Raw genomic sequence first — 14,971 nt, 5'->3', positions numbered from 1 at the left:
CCCTCATCGCATGGACCCGATCATGAACAAGCCCGCCGCACGCATCTCCGCCCTGTCGTTGTCGCTGATGCTTCTGGCCGGTTGTGCCACCACCAGCCTTACCAGCGCCCCCGAATCGCCGGCCCAGAGCCAGGCGCTGGCGCTGATCGAACAAGGCAAGCCGCGCGACGCTGCCCTGCAGCTGGAAGCGCAGGCCGCCACCCTGCGCGGCGGTGCCCGCAGCAACGCCCTGGCCGATGCGGCCTGGGCCTGGCACCTGGCCGGTGACAGCGCCCGCGCACGCAGCCTGCTGGGCCAGCTGACCGCCCGCCAGCTGTCCGGCGCCAGCCTGCAGCGTTTCCAGCTGACCAGCGCCGAGCTGGCCCTGGCCGACAAGCAGCCGGCACAGGTGCTGGTCCTGCTGAAGGACGCGGGTGACAACGTGCACCCCAGCCTGCGCACGCGCTGGTACATGGCCCGCGCCCAGGCGCTGCAGGCCAGCGGTGACAGCTTCGCTGCCGCCGCCGAGCGCGCCCGTGCCCACGCCGGCCTGGCCGGGACCGCCCGCAGCGATAACCAGGCCGCCATTTCCGGCCTGCTGGGCACGCTGGACGACGCCACCCTGCGCAGCCGCGCCGCGGCGCTGCCGGCCAACGACCCGCTGTACAACTTCACCGGCCGTGCGCTGATCGCCCGCGGCCTGCCGCTGCCGCGCCCGTTCGACCGCGACGGCGCGGCCCAGTTCGATACCAGCAAGCGCCCGCCGGCGATGAGCGATGGCTACCGTCCGCCGGCAAAGATGGCCGTGCTGCTGCCGCTGAGCGGCCGCCTGGCTACCGCCGCACAGCCGGTGCGCGATGGCCTGCTGGCCGCCTATTACGGTGAAACCCGCCGTCGCCCGGACATCAACTTCTTCGATACCGCCGGTACCCCGGCCGGTGCGCTGGCCGCGTATGACAAGGCCGTGGCCTCCGGTGCCGACTTCGTGGTCGGCCCGCTGGGCCGCGACGAAGTGGATGCTGTCTACGGCCGCCAGCCGCTGCAGGTGCCGGTGCTGGCCCTGAACCGCGGCAAGGATGCGCCGCCGGCCGGCAGCGCCGGTTTCTCGCTGGCGCCGGAAGACGACGGCATCGTCGCCGCCGAATACCTGCGTGGCCGCGAGCGCAACCGCGCCCTGGTCATCAGCAGCAACGACGACACCGGCCGCCGTGCCGCTGCCGCCTTTGCCCAGCGTTTCGCCCAGCGCGGGGGCCAGGTGGCCGCCACGGTCGCTGTGGTCGACGCGGTGGGTGATGTCAGCGCGCAGGTGCGCAATGCCGGCCAGATCGATGCCGTGTTCCTGGCCGTGCGTGCCCCGCAGGCGCGCCTGCTGGCACCGCAGCTGGCCCTGGCCGGTGCCGGTGGCGCAACGCGCGTCGGCACCAGCCAGCTGACCACCGGCAGCGGCAAGGCCGAGGAAGACGTGGCGCTGGACGGCATCATCTACCCGAACGAAGCCTGGAACGTGCGCAGCGTGTCCGGCCTGCCGTCGGCCGCGCAGGTGGGGCAGACCCTGCCCAGCGCGCGCGGCGCCGCCGGCCGCCTGTTCGCCTTCGGTGCCGATGCGTGGAAGATCAGCGCCTACCTGGAAAAGCTGTCGAACGAGGGCGGCCTGGATGGCGCCACCGGTACGCTGTACCTGGACAGCAACGGCAACATCCTGCGCCAGCCGGCGTGGTCCACCTTCAGCGGTGGCCGCCCGATGCCGATCGTCGGTGGTCGCTGAGCACCTGCAACGGGGCTCGGCGGTGGAAGCCGCCGCCGAGCAGCACCTGCAACAGGCCGGGTTGCAGCCGCGCGCACGCAACGTGCGCTACCGCGGTGGTGAACTGGACCTGGTGATGGACGACGCGGGCACCGTGGTGTTCGTGGAAGTGCGTTACCGCGCACGCGCGGATTTCGGTGGCGGCGCGGCCTCGGTGGATGCGCGCAAATGCCGGCGCCTGGCCCATGCCGCGCTGCTGTACCTGCAGGAGCACCCTGCCCTGGCCGATGCGCCCTGCCGTTTCGATGTGGTGGAGGCCAGTGGCGATCCGCCGCAGCTGCGCTGGCTGCGCGATGCGTTCCGGTTGGATGATTGCTGATGCCGTCGATCATCACCCATGCCGCCGTGCCGCTGGCGCTGTGGTGCGCCGCTGATCGCGGCCGCATTCCGCCGCGACTGCTGGCCGCCGGCGTGATTGCCGCCATGCTGCCCGACGCCGACGTGCTGGCGTTTGCCCTGCACATTCCCTATGCCGATGCGTTCGGCCATCGCGGTGCCAGCCATTCGTTGCTGTTTGCTGGCGTGCTGGCCGCGCTGGCGGCGGTGCTGGCGTTCTTTGGTAGTCGCCGACCTTGGTCGGCGGTTTCGAGCCAACCAAGGTTGGCATCTACGACATCCACCGTGCAGGCCGCGGTGTTCGTCTTCGTCTGCGCGGCCAGCCATCCGCTGCTGGATGCGATGACCTCCGGCGGGCTGGGCGTCGCCCTGGCCTGGCCGTGGAGCGAGCATCGCTTCTTCGCACCGTGGCGGCCGATCCGCGTTTCACCGTTTGCCCCGCAGTTCTTCAGCGCGCGCGGCCTGGCCACGCTGCTGTCCGAGCTGCGCTGGGTGTGGCTGCCGCTGGCCACCGCCGTGGTCGCCTGGAAACTGATCCAACCTGCCCCTGCCGTCCCCCGGAATCCCTCATGAGCACTGCCCTGCCCGCCGCCCTCGTTGCCGAACTGTCCGCCCTGCTGGGCGCGGAGGGCTGGCGCATGGATGACGCTGCGCTGGAAGCCAACGCGCAGGACAACTCCTGGCGCCGGCAACGCCCGGAAGCCGTGGCGCTGCCGGCCGACATCGAGCAGGTGCAGGCGCTGGTGCGCGCCTGCCGCACGCACGGCGTGGCTCTGGTCGCACGTGGCGCCGGCACCGGCACCACCGGCGCGGCGGTGCCGCAGCCTGGCAGCATCGTGCTGTCGTTCACCCGCATGGACCGCATCGTCGAGATCCGCGCCGGCGACCGCTGCGCGGTGGTGCAGCCGGGCGTATTGAACGGCACGCTGCAGCAGGCGCTGGCACCGCACGGCCTGTTCTGGGCACCGGACCCGTCCAGCGCGGAGATCTGCAGCATCGGCGGCAACCTGGCCTGCAATGCAGGCGGCCCGCGTGCAGTGAAGTACGGCACCAGCCGCGACAACGTGCTGGGCCTGGTCGCCGTAACCGGCACCGGCGATGTGATCCGCTGTGGCGGCGCCTACACCAAGGACGCCACCGGCTACGACCTGACCCACCTGCTGGTGGGCAGCGAGGGCACGCTCGCACTGATCGTGGAAGCCACCCTCAAGCTGACCCCGCTGCCGGTCAGCCAGGCCGGCCTGCGCGTGCTGTACCGCGATGCCGATGCCGCAGCCGCCGCGGTATCGCGGTTGATGTCGCAACCGGTGGTGCCCACGCGCCTGGAATTCATGGATGCGCGCAGCCTGCAGCTGCTGCGCTTGAACGGTGCCGACGTGCCCGAGGCCGGCGCGATGCTGCTGGTCGAAACCGATGGCGACCACGACACCCTGCCCTACCTGCTGCAGGCACTGGCCAGCGCCGCTGAAGGCGACGGCATGATCGAACTGGACGTGGCGATGGAAGGCCGCGCCCGCGACCAGCTGTGGTCCGCGCGCAAGGCGCTGTCGCCTGCATTGCGCAGCGTTGCGCCGGGCAAGATCAACGAAGATGTGGTGGTGCCGGTATCGCGCATTCCCGATCTGGTGGCCGGCGTGCAGGCGCTGGCGCGTGAGTACACGCTGACCATCGTCACCTTCGGCCATGCCGGCAACGGCAACCTGCACGTCAACATCCTCTACCACCCCGAGGACGCCGACGAGAACGCACGTGCGCACGCCGCGCTGCCGAAGATCTTCGAACTGACGCTGGCGCTGGGTGGCACGTTGTCCGGCGAGCACGGCATCGGCCTGGCCAAGCGTGATTTCATGGCGCAGGCCTTCACCCCGGCCACGCTGGCTACGATGCGCGCGATCAAGGCCGCGCTGGACCCGGACGGCATCCTCAACCCGGGCAAGGTGCTGCCGGCCGCGTGAGGGATGTCAATCCCGCTTGTCTGGTTTTCAACCTGCGCAACTGACTTAGCGTGGCCGACCTGCAGCAACCCACTCGTTGACCTGCCGCATGGTGATGTAGAAGCGTGAACAATTATGTTCACCCAGATGCTTGAGCTCCTCCTCAACCAAAGCTCCCAGCGGTGCCGCATCGCTTGCCTCAATCTGCAGTGCATTGATGGCCTGCCTGATCGTCTGGCGATCGCGCACTACCAACCCGATCATGTCGTTCATCGCGCCGCGCAGACGAATTCGCGTCGGATCCGGCGCCACGGCGGCTGCGAGTTGGATCTGGTACTTCTGGATGGAACGCGAGTAGGCGATTTCAAAGAGGTCTACCGCCAATGCCACATCGCATCGCTCATAGATCCCCATCATGGCGTAGGCATAGTCATGGGAATCGATGTCCAGGAATGAAAGCGGCGCAAAGTTGTACATCAACAGCGGAATGTTCGCTGCGAGTCGACTGGTGCGCTTGTTGCCATCCTCAAACGGCTGCAGGTAAGCAACATTGACCCACAGGAAGAAGGCTGCTTCGACCGGATTGTTGATCTGCTTTGCCTTGACGATGATCCGGCTGAACATCTCCTGCAGCACCCCCGGTGCCTGTTCGGGGATGTAGCTGGTGTCCCTGATCTGGATCATCCTCGAGCGGATGTTGCCCAGCCCGCTGCTGTCGGCCAATAGATCCCGCATCAGCGTGGCATGCAGGTTGCGGACCACGGGCTCGGTCAGGCCAACCATCGGTACCTCGTTGACGAGGAACTCAATGGCTGACTTGTGATTCAGAAGCATGACCGCATCCAGATCGCCGCTTCTGGTACCGCTCTCGAAAAGCTCTTTGGTCTCCAACAGCGAGTAACGATTGCCTTCCAATCGCGAGGATGACCAGGACAGGTCCAGCAGCAAAGGCTCCATCACGTTGCGCGCATAGGTACCTGCAGGCTGCTGTCCGCTCATGCGCGCGGCCGCGTGCAGTTCATTCAGCAGCCGGTCCGGCAGAAGCTGGCTTTGGTTGGGAACGTAGTCATCGACAAACGGCCGCTGGTAAGCCACGGGTGTGCGCTGCACGAGCGGACGCTTCAGTTCGGCCAGAAGCGCTCTTCCGTCATCGAATCGAGGGTAACCACCCGTGTCACCTGAGCCGGTATTGACTGGCGAGGTCGCCACGCGTTTATAGCGCGTGCTGCGCGCCTTCCCCTCGCGCATGACAGTGCCTGCATTCTGCAGCAGCACAAGCAGTCGCTTGGTGGTTGTCCAGGGAATGCCAGCCTGGAGGGAGAGCTCCCTTGAACTCAGCCCTTCCCAATGGGCTCCCCCAGCTCGCTGTGCTTGATCGAGGACGCGCAACAGCGTGTCTTGGTCGCTCACACGGTCACCTCGGATGAAGTAGATGCTCCCATTATTGAGTAAAGCTGGGCTGATTTGGGCTGATTTGGGCTGATTTGGGCTGATTTGGGCTGATTTGAGCTGATTTGAGCTGATTTGAGCTGATTCGGGCTGATTCGGGCTGATTCGGGTTGTGATGGGACGATTTGGGTGATTGCAGCGAATGCCCCCATCGGCAGCCGCAGCGCATTGCCGCCAACTCTGCCGGACTTGGCACAGCTTTACCCACCTCCACCGCGCAGCTGGTAGAAGGGCGGCACGCGCAACAGCGCGCTCGCTCCAGGCCCCATGACACCTGCCACAGCGTGCCAACCAAGGTTGGCACCTACCAGAGCGATTGCGCGCTTGTCGCGATCTGCCCGTTCGTGCAACCGCCACCGCTCCGCTGCAAGCATTCGTAATTCTTCTACCTTTCCAACTTTTCTCATTGGGCTGCGGGCGCTTGCGGCCAATCATGGACATGCCACCGACAACGGGTGGCACGGGCTTGCAATCCCGTTTGGTAACACTGTTGTTTACGCTTGCCTGCCGGCGTCGTGCATCCCCTGTGCGCGGCGCCGGCTGGCAATCCGTCCGCGCCTTCATGGCGGGCGGTGCGTGGGGGCCTCGTGCCCGCCGGCGTTTTGCAGTGTTACCACCGGTATTGCAACCACGCACCGTCCGCCACCCTCGCCTTCGCGCGCGGGTGGCGTCCTGCTTCATGCACAAGGACGCCGAGATGACCAAGACCAAGTACCCCTTCCTGTTCGCCACGCTTGGCGACGCCGCCGCGCGCCTGCCCGATGATCTGGCGCGCACGCTGGAAAGCACGCTGGCCGCCACTGATGCCGCCAACGCCCCCGAACGCACGCCCGAAAGCATCACCGTGTTGAACTGCCTGCGGCGCATCCGCCAGGTGGAAGCCGCCAATGGCCAGCCGTGGCCGAACGATGGCCACACGCCCGGCCAGAGCATGGCGCTGGCCCGCATCGACCGCGCCAATGCCGGGCAGACGTTCCTGCTGGAGCTGCTGCACGCCATCGAACGCACACGCGTGGATGGTGACGAAGCGGAACAGGTGGGTGATGGCGCACGCGAAGGCATTCTGTTTGCCTGCCGTGCGTTGGCCGAGTACGTGGATGTGCAGCTGCGCGCGGCGTGAGGTTTCGGGGTCAGATCCCTTTGCAGCGCAAAGGGATCTGACTCGGTGCAGTGTCAGGGGTTTGCGTCAAACACGATCGTGATGTCGCCCCGCCATTGCGAGCCGGGGGCTTTTACCATCTCGTCCACGGCCGCCTGGCCGGCAATGAAACGCAGCACTGAGCGCAGGTTGCGCAGGTAGGCCGGTGATGTGAAACGGGGTGCGCCAGCATCCACCGGCGTCAACGACGTGAACTGCGCGGGTCGCCCGTCGCGCTCGTTGACCATGCCCGGCAGGGTGACATCCACATCCACGGGAACGATCGCGCTCCCACGTGTATCGCGGATGCCGCAACGGTCGCCATCAGCGGGGTACTCACAGCGCAGCTTCATGCTGAAATCCATCGAGGACGTCAGGTGGAACGGCAGCTCCTGGCGCAGGCGCGAAGGCCGTCTGCCGTAGTCAACCCATTGCGACCAACCGCCGTCCGGCGCCAGCAGCACACGCGGATGCTCAACCGGGAAACGCACCTGGAAGTCATGCTGTACGTCGAACTCGAAGTTCAACTGGATGGCCTGCACCCCGGTGATGTTGTCGCCCAGGTCGATGTCGGCGTCGGCACCACCGGTGGTCCAGCTTTCCACGGCGGTGTATCGGCCGTCCTGCAAGGTCATCGCGCTGGGAAGCTGCACATCAATGCCGATGCCCACATTGCGATAGCGGTACACTCGGTTGTTGCGAGTACGCGAGCTGTAGCAGGTATTCGCGCCACTGGGGTTGCGCACCGCCCAGCCGCCTGTCGACCACCCGAGGCCTCCGGCACCTGCGATGGAAGTGCAATCACCGGCAACACCGCCGGTGAAGGGATCTGCGCCATTGGTGAAATCCAGCCGCATGGAGAAAGCAACAAAGCTGATCGCGGCCTGGAAGCTGTGCCCGGAATCCACATTGGTGAACGTCACCATTCGCGGCGGCGGAAGGCCAAAATACAGCGTGTTGCGCCGCGAGGCGTTATCGCCAGTGCCTTGTTTGCGCCAATACTCACGATTGCCAAGATCGAATATGTAGGCATTGCGCCGCTGGCAATCGCCCGGCCGCCAGTTGCACAACGACCCGCGCGGCGTGGTGTTCTCAAACCCGGTATTGCCCGGGTCCAGTGCATTGGGCCGGAAGATACCGGTCACCTTTTTTTCCACCACCTGCGCAGTGGCGGTGCCGGGCCACAGGGCCGCGAGCAGCAGCAATACGGTGGTCCACTTCATGGCTCACTCCTTGAAGGATGCAGGACATCGGTTGTTGGCCGCGCGGCCACCTGGGGCGGGCAGCCAATACCGCCCACCATCAACAGGTCGCCCTCGTGGGGGTGCTGACCCTCTTCCAGGGTCAGCGTGCAGGCGATCTTGTCGGGGTACTGCATCTGCACCACCGGCGCGCGCGCACTCAGTTCCAAGGTGAAGAAGCCGTCGTCCTGGCTGACCGTGCGGCCGGCATGGTTGATGACATGCACGCCTCGCACGCCCTTGCCGTGGCCATCGACCACCTGGCCCATCACCGTGTAGGTGCGCAGCACATCCAGCGTGGTGTGCATCACCCCACCCTTGTTGAGGTGGTAGCGCACCGTGGCCGGCTGCAGGGTGGCGGCCGGCGCGTGGCGGCCGTGGAAATCGAACTGCACGTGGCCGGCGCGGTATGCGTTGACTGGTACGAAATTGCGGCCCGGCCGCAGCATCACGCCACCGCCCTGGCTGTCGTCGGCACGCAGCTGCACGTCCGGGAAATCGCTGCGGACATCCACGATCATGCCGGTTTCCAGGTTGCCGCTGCGGCCCTGCCCGATCATGGCGGCATGGCCGCCACCAAACACCACCGTGCTTTCCAGGTTGGCGCTGCCACTGAGGCGGCCTTCGCTGGAGCTGCGATTGAGGTACACATCGCCTTCCAGCAGCGGGCTCTGCAGGAGCAGGCCGGCGCCGGCGCCGAGACCCTGGCTGTCGACAGTGACCATGCCATTGGCGCTGCGCACATAGCGGCTGTCGATCTGCTGGGTAGCCGAGGCCGTCACGTAGCCGTCGCGGCGGCCCGCATCACCGGTGCGGCTGCCCAGGCTGCCGGCATAGCTGCGGCGGTCGCTGCCCAGCGACAGGCTGACAGTGAGGTCGACACCGCGCTGACGGCGGTACTGCGTGGCCACACTGCCGGGCCGGTCATAGGCGGATACCTGCCAGTTAACATCGTGCCGGCCGAACAGCGTCTCGCGGCGGCCATAGGACACATCCAGGCCGGTGCCGCGGGTGTAGCCGGCGGTACGTGCAATGCGGATGCTGGCGTGGTCGCGTGCGCCGAAGCGGTGGGTGATCGACACCGCCGTACTGTCCTGCCAGCCACCGCTGGTCTGCCAGCGTGGCGGCGTACCATCGCCAGGAAACACGTGCCGGCGCTGTTCCACCCAGCTGCGGCCATGGTTGGCCACTACACTGCCGGCACGGTAGCGGTACAGCGCCTGCAGATCCAGGCCACGGCCAGCGTCGCTGGAGGTGTAGAAATTCGTGTAGGTACTCAATGCCGTCGTGGCCTGCCAGTCCAGCGACACACCCGCCGACTCGCGCTCGCCGATCTTCTGCACGGTGGCACCGGCCACCGCGCGCGGATGCAGCAGATAGTTGACCACTGCACCGGCGGCTGCGCCGCCCTTGTTCTGCGAGGACGTGCTGTTCAACAAGCCCTGCTGCTGGCCCGCGAACAGGCTGTAACGCCAGCGCCGGGTGGGATCCGACCAGCGCGTCGGCTTGTGGATGGAGGCGACTTCGCGCGAGGCCTCCTGGCCATCAGCGATCACCCGCAGCTCGACATCGTAGATGCCACCCGGCAGGCGCCGGGTATCGATTTCCTGGATGCCCGGCGTGACGCCCTGCGTGGACAGCAGGCGGCCATCGCGATAGATCTCCACCACGCCTTCGCGGCTGGCGGTGACATACACGGGATACGCACTGGGGCTGCGCGAATCGGCCAACAGCACATCGGACGACCCGAACATGACGCCGAACGCGGTGTCACTCTGCGCACCGGGGGCTCGGGGCTGGCGGATGATGCCTTCGAAGGTGGGCAGGAAGTAGCCGGCACGCACGAAGTGGTCGCCCAGCTCGCGCTGTGCGTACAGCGCACTGAGGTAGTGTTCGCGGCTGGCGGCCTGCGCGTAGTACTGGTAGCTGCCGACCGTGCTCCAGCGGCCCACGCTGCCTCGCAGTTCGGCACTGTAGCGCGCTGCGGTGGGTTGGTCCTGGCCACTGTGCACGGCCAGGCTGTTGCGGACGATCAAGCCATGGCTGCCCTCTTCGGGCAAAGCGACATGGCGCGCCTCGGCGCCGCCGGCATCGGGCGTGAGCAGGGTCAGCAGGGAATTGGAAAGGCTGTAATGCAGGGCCGCAAGGCCACGGCAGGCATCCGCACAGACGCCCAACGGCATGGGCTCGGCCAGCTGCTGGGCCCAGCGCGCGCGTTCGGTTTCCGGCCACGGGCTCTCATAGGCTTCGGTGAAGGCCAGCAGCTGCACGCGGTTGTCCTCGTGCAGCACGACCTCGGCATCACCCAGGTAGCGGCCATCCAGATCCACGCGGACCGTCAGCGGCGCGCCGAACAGATGGCTGCGGAATTCTGCAGGCATGCGATCGCGCTGCTCCAGCAGACTGGGCAGTTCCCCCAGGGCCAGGCCGGCCGCCTGCGTGGAGGCGGCCGTCACCAGTGCAGCCACGGCCGTGGCCAGTGGGCCCATTCGCAGAGCAATGTGACGGGACGCGGCGTGCATGGGGAGCTCCAGGGGCGGCCTGCGGCGATCCGTGCGGCAGGCCGGTGACGCGACTTACGGAATGTCGCTCTCGAACATCATGTGGAATTGGCCCGTATAGGTGCCCTGCACGTAGTCGCCCGCCGGCTTGACCGGTGCGATGGCGAACGCCAGGGACTTGCCCGCAGCGGCCTGTGCGGCGGTTGCGACAGTGATCTTGCTGGCGGCCGTGGCTGGCACGTCGACGTTGTCGAGTTTCACCTTCAGATCCACCACTTCAGCGGCCGACGACATCTGGGCTGCGGCGGTCAGGTAGGCGCTGATCGCCGCCGGCGACTTCACGTTGATGACGCGGCCGGTCAGCTCGCGCAGTTCCTGGCGGGCGGCATCCCAGGGCAGGGTCTGCGGCAGGCCTTCCCAGCCATCCGGGGTGGACACCTGCAGACCGGCGGTGTTCGGCACGTCGGCCTGCACGTTGACGGTGATGCTCTTGGATTCGACGGCGGCCAGGGCAATGCCCGGGGCCAGGGTGAGCGCCGCAGCGGCGGCCAGTGCAACAGTCTTGATCGACATGGGAATCTCTCAGTTGAATGAAGGGGTATCGGGCCAGGAAACAAGGCAAAGCGCTGCCGGCGGCCTCCTGGCGGGACCGCGTGGGGAGTCCGGAAAATGGAGGGGTCGCGCGCTAGCGGCGCGCATCCACCCTGCGCTTGGCGTCACCTTCGAGCAGATCGAAGCGCGCAAATCGGGCGGGTCCAGCGTTCAGTTCGTAGGAGTTGCCGGGCCGTACATGTGCCAGCACGCCGGGAGTGCAGGTGTCGGGGCTGGCCTGTTCGCAATAGCGCAGGTTGTCGAGCACCAGGGTCGCGTTGCCCTGGTTGTGCACGACGTTGCCTTCGATACGGGTGTCGTAGCGCGGGTTGGTGGGGGGCACGAACAGGATGGTGCCGTAACCAGTGAACACGTGGATGGCCGAGCTCAAGCCTGCGGCTTCCTGCGCCTGTGCTTCGCTCAACGAGAATTCATCGGTGGTGGGTAACACGGGAATGAAGCGGAGACGGAAGTAACGCTCTTCGTCCCGGGTACCGCGATAGACCAAACGTGTCGCCTGCTGCCCGTTGGCAGCAATGATCAAACGACCAGGACTGGCGATCAGGCCCTCTGCACCGTCTGCACTGCGCGCCAGTGCCGCCGTATCCACCGGCACCTCCACGGGCTTGCCTTCGCCATTGAAGTGCATCTGTGAAACTTCGACACGGACATAGGCCGTGCCTTCACCGGTATTGCGGATGCGTTTGAGCAGATGACTGCTGTTGGCCGGCAGGTAATCAAACAGAGGGCCAACGCTGATCTGCGGCGTGCCAGCGTGGCTCGATGGCGCGATGGCCAGCAAGAACGACAACAGCAGTGCGGGACGGATCATGGCGGGCTCCTTTCGAGGCGCCATTCTGAATAGTCCGCACCTCCAGACCCATGCAATTAGTTGCAAACATCGCGCTCATTGCGGCGGGACATGACACTTCGCAATCGCGTCGAGAGTACCCATCATTCCCGCCATGGACGACCTGCAGCCGCGCGCCAGGCAGGCGCTTTGCGCCGCTTGTCCCGCACAGTCCCGCGGCACCGGAACTGTGGGAGAGCCCTTGCTTCAACGACACGCACGCGCAGGTTGCAACGATCTCGATATCGCGCCGGTGATGCTGCAGCCGATAGTGCCCGCTTCTTTGAAGGAGTGTTTCGGTGTTGAAGATGATGATGCCGCTCAAGCGCTATGCGCAGTTCAGCGGGCGCGCCATCCGCAGCGAATTCTGGCTGTTCCAGCTGTTCATCGTGATCGTGTCGATCCCGTTGTATGTGCTGGGCTTCGTTGCCGGCTACACCGACTCGCAGACGCTGGCGCTGGCATCGACCGGCCTGGGTCTGGTGGTCGCGCTGATCCTCACTCTGCCCTCGCTGGCAGTCACCATGCGCCGCCTGCACGACACGGACCGATCGGGCTGGTGGCTGCTGCTGGGCGTCGTCCCCATCGTGAGCCTGGTGCTGCTGGTGTTCCTGGTGCTGCCCAGCACCCCGGGCGGCAATCGTTTCGGCGTGTCCGCACCGCGCGATTGATCGCGGCGGGTCACACCCCGAATGGATCATGCGTGCCAACCAAGGTTGGCATCTACCAAGGCAACGTGGTGGCGCCGGGCCTGCCCGGCGCGCCCCTCTATCAAACGAAGTGCTGGTAACCGCCGCTGGCGGCTTCGCCATCCACCTGCACGCCCTGCCCTTCGGTGATGCGGCCGACGCGGGTCAGCGGCACATCCAGCGATTCAGACAGGTACAGCAGCGCGTCGCGCTGGTCGGCGGCGGCGGTGAAACACAGTTCGTAGTCATCACCACCGCGCAGCGCGCACTCACGGGCACCGTCGCGGCCGAGCAGGCCACGCAGCTCCGGCGAGATCGGCAGCACGTCGGCATCGATCTGCGCGGCCACGCCACTGCGTGCCGCGATGTGGCCCAGGTCAGCCACCAGGCCATCGGACAGATCCACGGCGGCATGCGCGAAGGCACGCAGGCGCAGGCCGAGGGTGACGCGCGGGGTGGGACGCAGCAGGCGCAGGCGCAGGGTTTCGTAGTCACCCAGCAGGGTGGCCGTGGCCACGTCCAGCGCGCCCTGCTGCCACAGCTTCAGGGCACCGGCGGCATCACCGATCGTGCCACTTACCCAGACATCGTCGCCAACCTGCGCACGGTCGCGGCGCAGGGCCTGGCCACGGCCGACCTGGCCCATCGCGGTCACGGTCAACGACAGCGGTCCCCGCGTGGTGTCGCCACCAATCAGCGCGATGTCGTGCTGGTCGGCCAGGGCGAAGAAGCCTTCTGCAAAGGCGTCGATCCAGTCTTCGCTGGTGTCCGGCAGGGACAGCGCCAGCGTGCACCACGCCGGACGTGCGCCCATCGCGGCCAGGTCGGACAGGTTGACCGCCAGGGTCTTCCAGCCGATGTCATAGGCCGGGGTTTCCGCCGGGAAATGCACGCCACTGTTGAGCGTATCGGCGGTGACCACCAGTTGTTCATTCGCACGCGGCTGCAGCAGCGCGGCGTCGTCGCCGATGCCGAGCAGGATGTCGTCACGCTCGCTGGTGCGGGAGCGGATGCGGTCAATGAGGGCGAATTCGGCCAGGGACATGGGGCGCTCCGGCGGGTTGCATGGATGGGCGGCGGGCGCGGGCGGATGATGCCGACGAGATGAACCGGCGGGGTGGAACCGACGCGGCGGAACCGATGAGGCGGAACCGATGGGGTAGAGTCGACTGTTAGTCGACTGTTTTCCCGTCCGACACCACGACTGCTGATCGAAAAGCAGTCGACTAACAGTCGACTCTACCAAAGCAGGTTCCCGCGCCGTTCGAAGTCCAGAGCAGGTTCCCGCGCCGTTCGAAGTCCAAAGCAGGTTCCCGCGCCGTTCGAAGTCCAAAGCAGGTTCCCAGCCATGCCAACCAAGGTTGGCACCCACCAGAAGCAGAATCGGGTCAGTGACCCGATTCGACCTTGCGCCATTCGACGGCGGCACGATCCAGCACGCCGTTGACGTAGGTGTGGCCATGCTCGGACCCGAAACGCTTGGCCGATTCGATGGCTTCGTTGATGACCACGCGGTACGGCACGTCCAGGCGGTAGCGCAGCTCGTAGCCGGCCAAGCGCAGCACGGCGCGTTCGATGGCGTCCACTTCTTCGATGCCACGGTCCAGGTGCGGGCCGAGGGCTTCGTCGATGTCGCGGCGGTTGTCCAGCACGCCATGCACCAGGGCTTCGAAATACGCCAGATCGGCGATTTCGCGGGCCTGCTCGTGGGCGAACTGGGCGATCAGCGACTGTGCGTTGCCGCCGGAGATCTGCCAGGCGTACAGGGCCTGCACGGCACGACGGCGGGCGCGCGAGCGCAGCACCGGGTCGATGCCATCACGGCGGACGGGTTTACCGGAGGGCTTGCCCTGGGTGTTCTTGTTCATGGCAGTTGCTCCAGCAGGTTGACCATTTCCAATGCAGCGATTGCGACTTCTTCACCCTTGTTGCCGTGGCTGCCACCGGCGCGGGCCTCGGCATCCTCGGCACGTTCCACGGCCAGCACGCCGTTCAGCACCGGCACGCCGAAATCCAGCTGCACGCGCATCAGGCCTTCGGCGCAGCGGTCGGCCACGTGTTCGTAGTGGCGGGTATCGCCACGGATGACGCAGCCCAGGGTGAGGATGGCGGCGTGTTCATGGGCGGCGGCCAGGCGCGCGGCGACCAGCGGCAGTTCCCAGGCACCCGGCACGCGGATCACGTCGATGTTGGCTTCGGCAATGCCGTTGCCGGCCAGGCTCTGGCGGGCGCCAGCAACCAGGGTATCGGTGATGCGGGCGTTCCAGCGGCTGGCCAGGATGGCAAAGCGCGCCGACTCGGGGGTGCGAAGATCGCCTTCGTAGTGGCTCATATGCGGCTTGGGGGTTCGATAAGGGGGTGATTCTACCGTGGATGGGCCCCGGGGCGCCCGTGGGTAGTGCCGGCCGCTGGCCGGCAAACCCGGGGTCGTGGTTGCCGGCCAGCGGCCGGCACTACCA

General features: G+C 66.6%; 14 protein-coding genes. 6 read left to right on the top strand and 8 right to left on the bottom strand.

Annotated elements, in window-relative coordinates; genetic code table 11:
• The first annotated feature begins 22 nt into the window (after positions 1-22).
• The 4 genes from C1925_RS03615 to C1925_RS03600 are packed head-to-tail and all read left to right on the top strand — an operon-like array spanning position 23 to position 4,074.
• Positions 23-1,744, top strand: coding sequence for a penicillin-binding protein activator (locus C1925_RS03615; protein WP_108770609.1), 1,722 nt, complete (start codon positions 23-25; stop codon positions 1,742-1,744).
• A complete protein-coding gene (locus C1925_RS03610; RefSeq protein WP_174213483.1) occupies positions 1,734-2,102 on the top strand; it encodes a YraN family protein in 369 nt (122 codons plus the stop codon). Before C1925_RS03615 ends, C1925_RS03610 begins: the two co-directional genes overlap by 11 nt.
• Positions 2,102-2,692: a metal-dependent hydrolase gene (locus C1925_RS03605; protein WP_108767742.1), complete on the top strand. Its 591-nt coding sequence runs from the start codon at positions 2,102-2,104 to the stop codon at positions 2,690-2,692. Before C1925_RS03610 ends, C1925_RS03605 begins: the two co-directional genes overlap by 1 nt.
• Positions 2,689-4,074, top strand: a complete 1,386-nt coding sequence (locus C1925_RS03600; RefSeq protein WP_108767741.1) for an FAD-linked oxidase C-terminal domain-containing protein — start codon at positions 2,689-2,691, stop codon at positions 4,072-4,074. The genes C1925_RS03605 and C1925_RS03600 overlap by 4 nt, the downstream gene beginning before the upstream one ends.
• A 45-nt stretch (positions 4,075-4,119) precedes the next feature.
• On the opposite strand, the gene C1925_RS03595 is transcribed toward C1925_RS03600, so the two are convergent.
• Positions 4,120-5,463 carry a Fic family protein gene (locus C1925_RS03595; protein ID WP_216821990.1) on the bottom strand — a complete coding sequence of 448 codons (1,344 nt, stop codon included), beginning with the start codon at positions 5,461-5,463 and terminating at the stop codon, positions 4,120-4,122.
• Positions 5,464-6,199: 736 nt separating this feature from the next.
• Between C1925_RS03595 and C1925_RS03590 the strand changes: the two genes are divergently transcribed.
• Positions 6,200-6,622: a hypothetical protein gene (locus tag C1925_RS03590; protein WP_108770607.1), complete on the top strand. Its 423-nt coding sequence runs from the start codon at positions 6,200-6,202 to the stop codon at positions 6,620-6,622.
• 53 nt (positions 6,623-6,675) lie between these two features.
• On the opposite strand, the gene C1925_RS03585 is transcribed toward C1925_RS03590, so the two are convergent.
• From C1925_RS03585 to C1925_RS03570, 4 genes are all read right to left on the bottom strand, one after another.
• Positions 6,676-7,863 carry a hypothetical protein gene (locus tag C1925_RS03585; RefSeq protein ID WP_108767740.1) on the bottom strand — a complete coding sequence of 396 codons (1,188 nt, stop codon included), beginning with the start codon at positions 7,861-7,863 and terminating at the stop codon, positions 6,676-6,678.
• A complete protein-coding gene (locus C1925_RS03580) occupies positions 7,860-10,403 on the bottom strand; it encodes a TcfC E-set like domain-containing protein (RefSeq protein WP_108767739.1) in 2,544 nt (847 codons plus the stop codon). Before C1925_RS03580 ends, C1925_RS03585 begins: the two co-directional genes overlap by 4 nt.
• A 54-nt stretch (positions 10,404-10,457) precedes the next feature.
• Entirely contained in the window at positions 10,458-10,955 is a 498-nt protein-coding gene (locus C1925_RS03575) for a hypothetical protein (RefSeq protein ID WP_108767738.1), read from the bottom strand.
• A 112-nt stretch (positions 10,956-11,067) separates the two neighbouring features.
• Positions 11,068-11,805 (bottom strand): CS1 fimbrial subunit B flags: Precursor, encoded by a 738-nt coding sequence (locus C1925_RS03570; protein ID WP_108767737.1) that lies wholly within the window; start codon positions 11,803-11,805, stop codon positions 11,068-11,070.
• Positions 11,806-12,122: 317 nt separating this feature from the next.
• Here C1925_RS03570 and C1925_RS03565 point away from each other — a divergent pair, with 317 nt between their 5' ends.
• Positions 12,123-12,494, top strand: a complete 372-nt coding sequence (locus C1925_RS03565; protein ID WP_174213482.1) for a DUF805 domain-containing protein — start codon at positions 12,123-12,125, stop codon at positions 12,492-12,494.
• Between the two features lie 100 nt (positions 12,495-12,594).
• Here the strand turns inward: C1925_RS03565 and thiL are convergent, their stop codons facing one another.
• The 3 genes from thiL to ribH all read right to left on the bottom strand — a co-directional run bounded on the left by thiL (position 12,595) and on the right by ribH (position 14,844).
• Entirely contained in the window at positions 12,595-13,551 is a 957-nt protein-coding gene (gene thiL, locus C1925_RS03560) for a thiamine-phosphate kinase (protein WP_174213534.1), read from the bottom strand.
• Positions 13,552-13,900: 349 nt separating this feature from the next.
• A complete protein-coding gene (nusB, locus tag C1925_RS03555) occupies positions 13,901-14,380 on the bottom strand; it encodes a transcription antitermination factor NusB (protein ID WP_108767735.1) in 480 nt (159 codons plus the stop codon).
• Positions 14,377-14,844 carry a 6,7-dimethyl-8-ribityllumazine synthase gene (gene ribH, locus C1925_RS03550; RefSeq protein ID WP_079220615.1) on the bottom strand — a complete coding sequence of 156 codons (468 nt, stop codon included), beginning with the start codon at positions 14,842-14,844 and terminating at the stop codon, positions 14,377-14,379. The genes nusB and ribH overlap by 4 nt, the downstream gene beginning before the upstream one ends.
• Positions 14,845-14,971: the final 127 nt, after the last annotated feature.

The sequence above is a fragment of the Stenotrophomonas sp. SAU14A_NAIMI4_5 genome (assembly GCF_003086795.1).
Lineage (GTDB): Bacteria > Pseudomonadota > Gammaproteobacteria > Xanthomonadales > Xanthomonadaceae > Stenotrophomonas.
This window is presented reverse-complemented; position numbering and strand designations above follow the sequence as displayed.

Bases quoted from the DNA above. Each gene is read 5' to 3' on its own strand.
- nusB (WP_108767735.1), bottom strand. From the start codon at position 14,380: ATGAACAAGAACACCCAGGGCAAGCCCTCCGGTAAACCCGTCCGCCGT.
- C1925_RS03600 (WP_108767741.1), top strand. From the start codon at position 2,689: ATGAGCACTGCCCTGCCCGCCGCCCTCGTTGCCGAACTGTCCGCCCTG.
- C1925_RS03570 (WP_108767737.1), bottom strand. From the start codon at position 11,805: ATGATCCGTCCCGCACTGCTGTTGTCGTTCTTGCTGGCCATCGCGCCA.
- C1925_RS03605 (WP_108767742.1), top strand. From the start codon at position 2,102: ATGCCGTCGATCATCACCCATGCCGCCGTGCCGCTGGCGCTGTGGTGC.
- C1925_RS03580 (WP_108767739.1), bottom strand. From the start codon at position 10,403: ATGCACGCCGCGTCCCGTCACATTGCTCTGCGAATGGGCCCACTGGCC.
- C1925_RS03585 (WP_108767740.1), bottom strand. From the start codon at position 7,863: ATGAAGTGGACCACCGTATTGCTGCTGCTCGCGGCCCTGTGGCCCGGC.
- C1925_RS03575 (WP_108767738.1), bottom strand. From the start codon at position 10,955: ATGTCGATCAAGACTGTTGCACTGGCCGCCGCTGCGGCGCTCACCCTG.
- C1925_RS03590 (WP_108770607.1), top strand. From the start codon at position 6,200: ATGACCAAGACCAAGTACCCCTTCCTGTTCGCCACGCTTGGCGACGCC.
- C1925_RS03615 (WP_108770609.1), top strand. From the start codon at position 23: ATGAACAAGCCCGCCGCACGCATCTCCGCCCTGTCGTTGTCGCTGATG.
- ribH (WP_079220615.1), bottom strand. From the start codon at position 14,844: ATGAGCCACTACGAAGGCGATCTTCGCACCCCCGAGTCGGCGCGCTTT.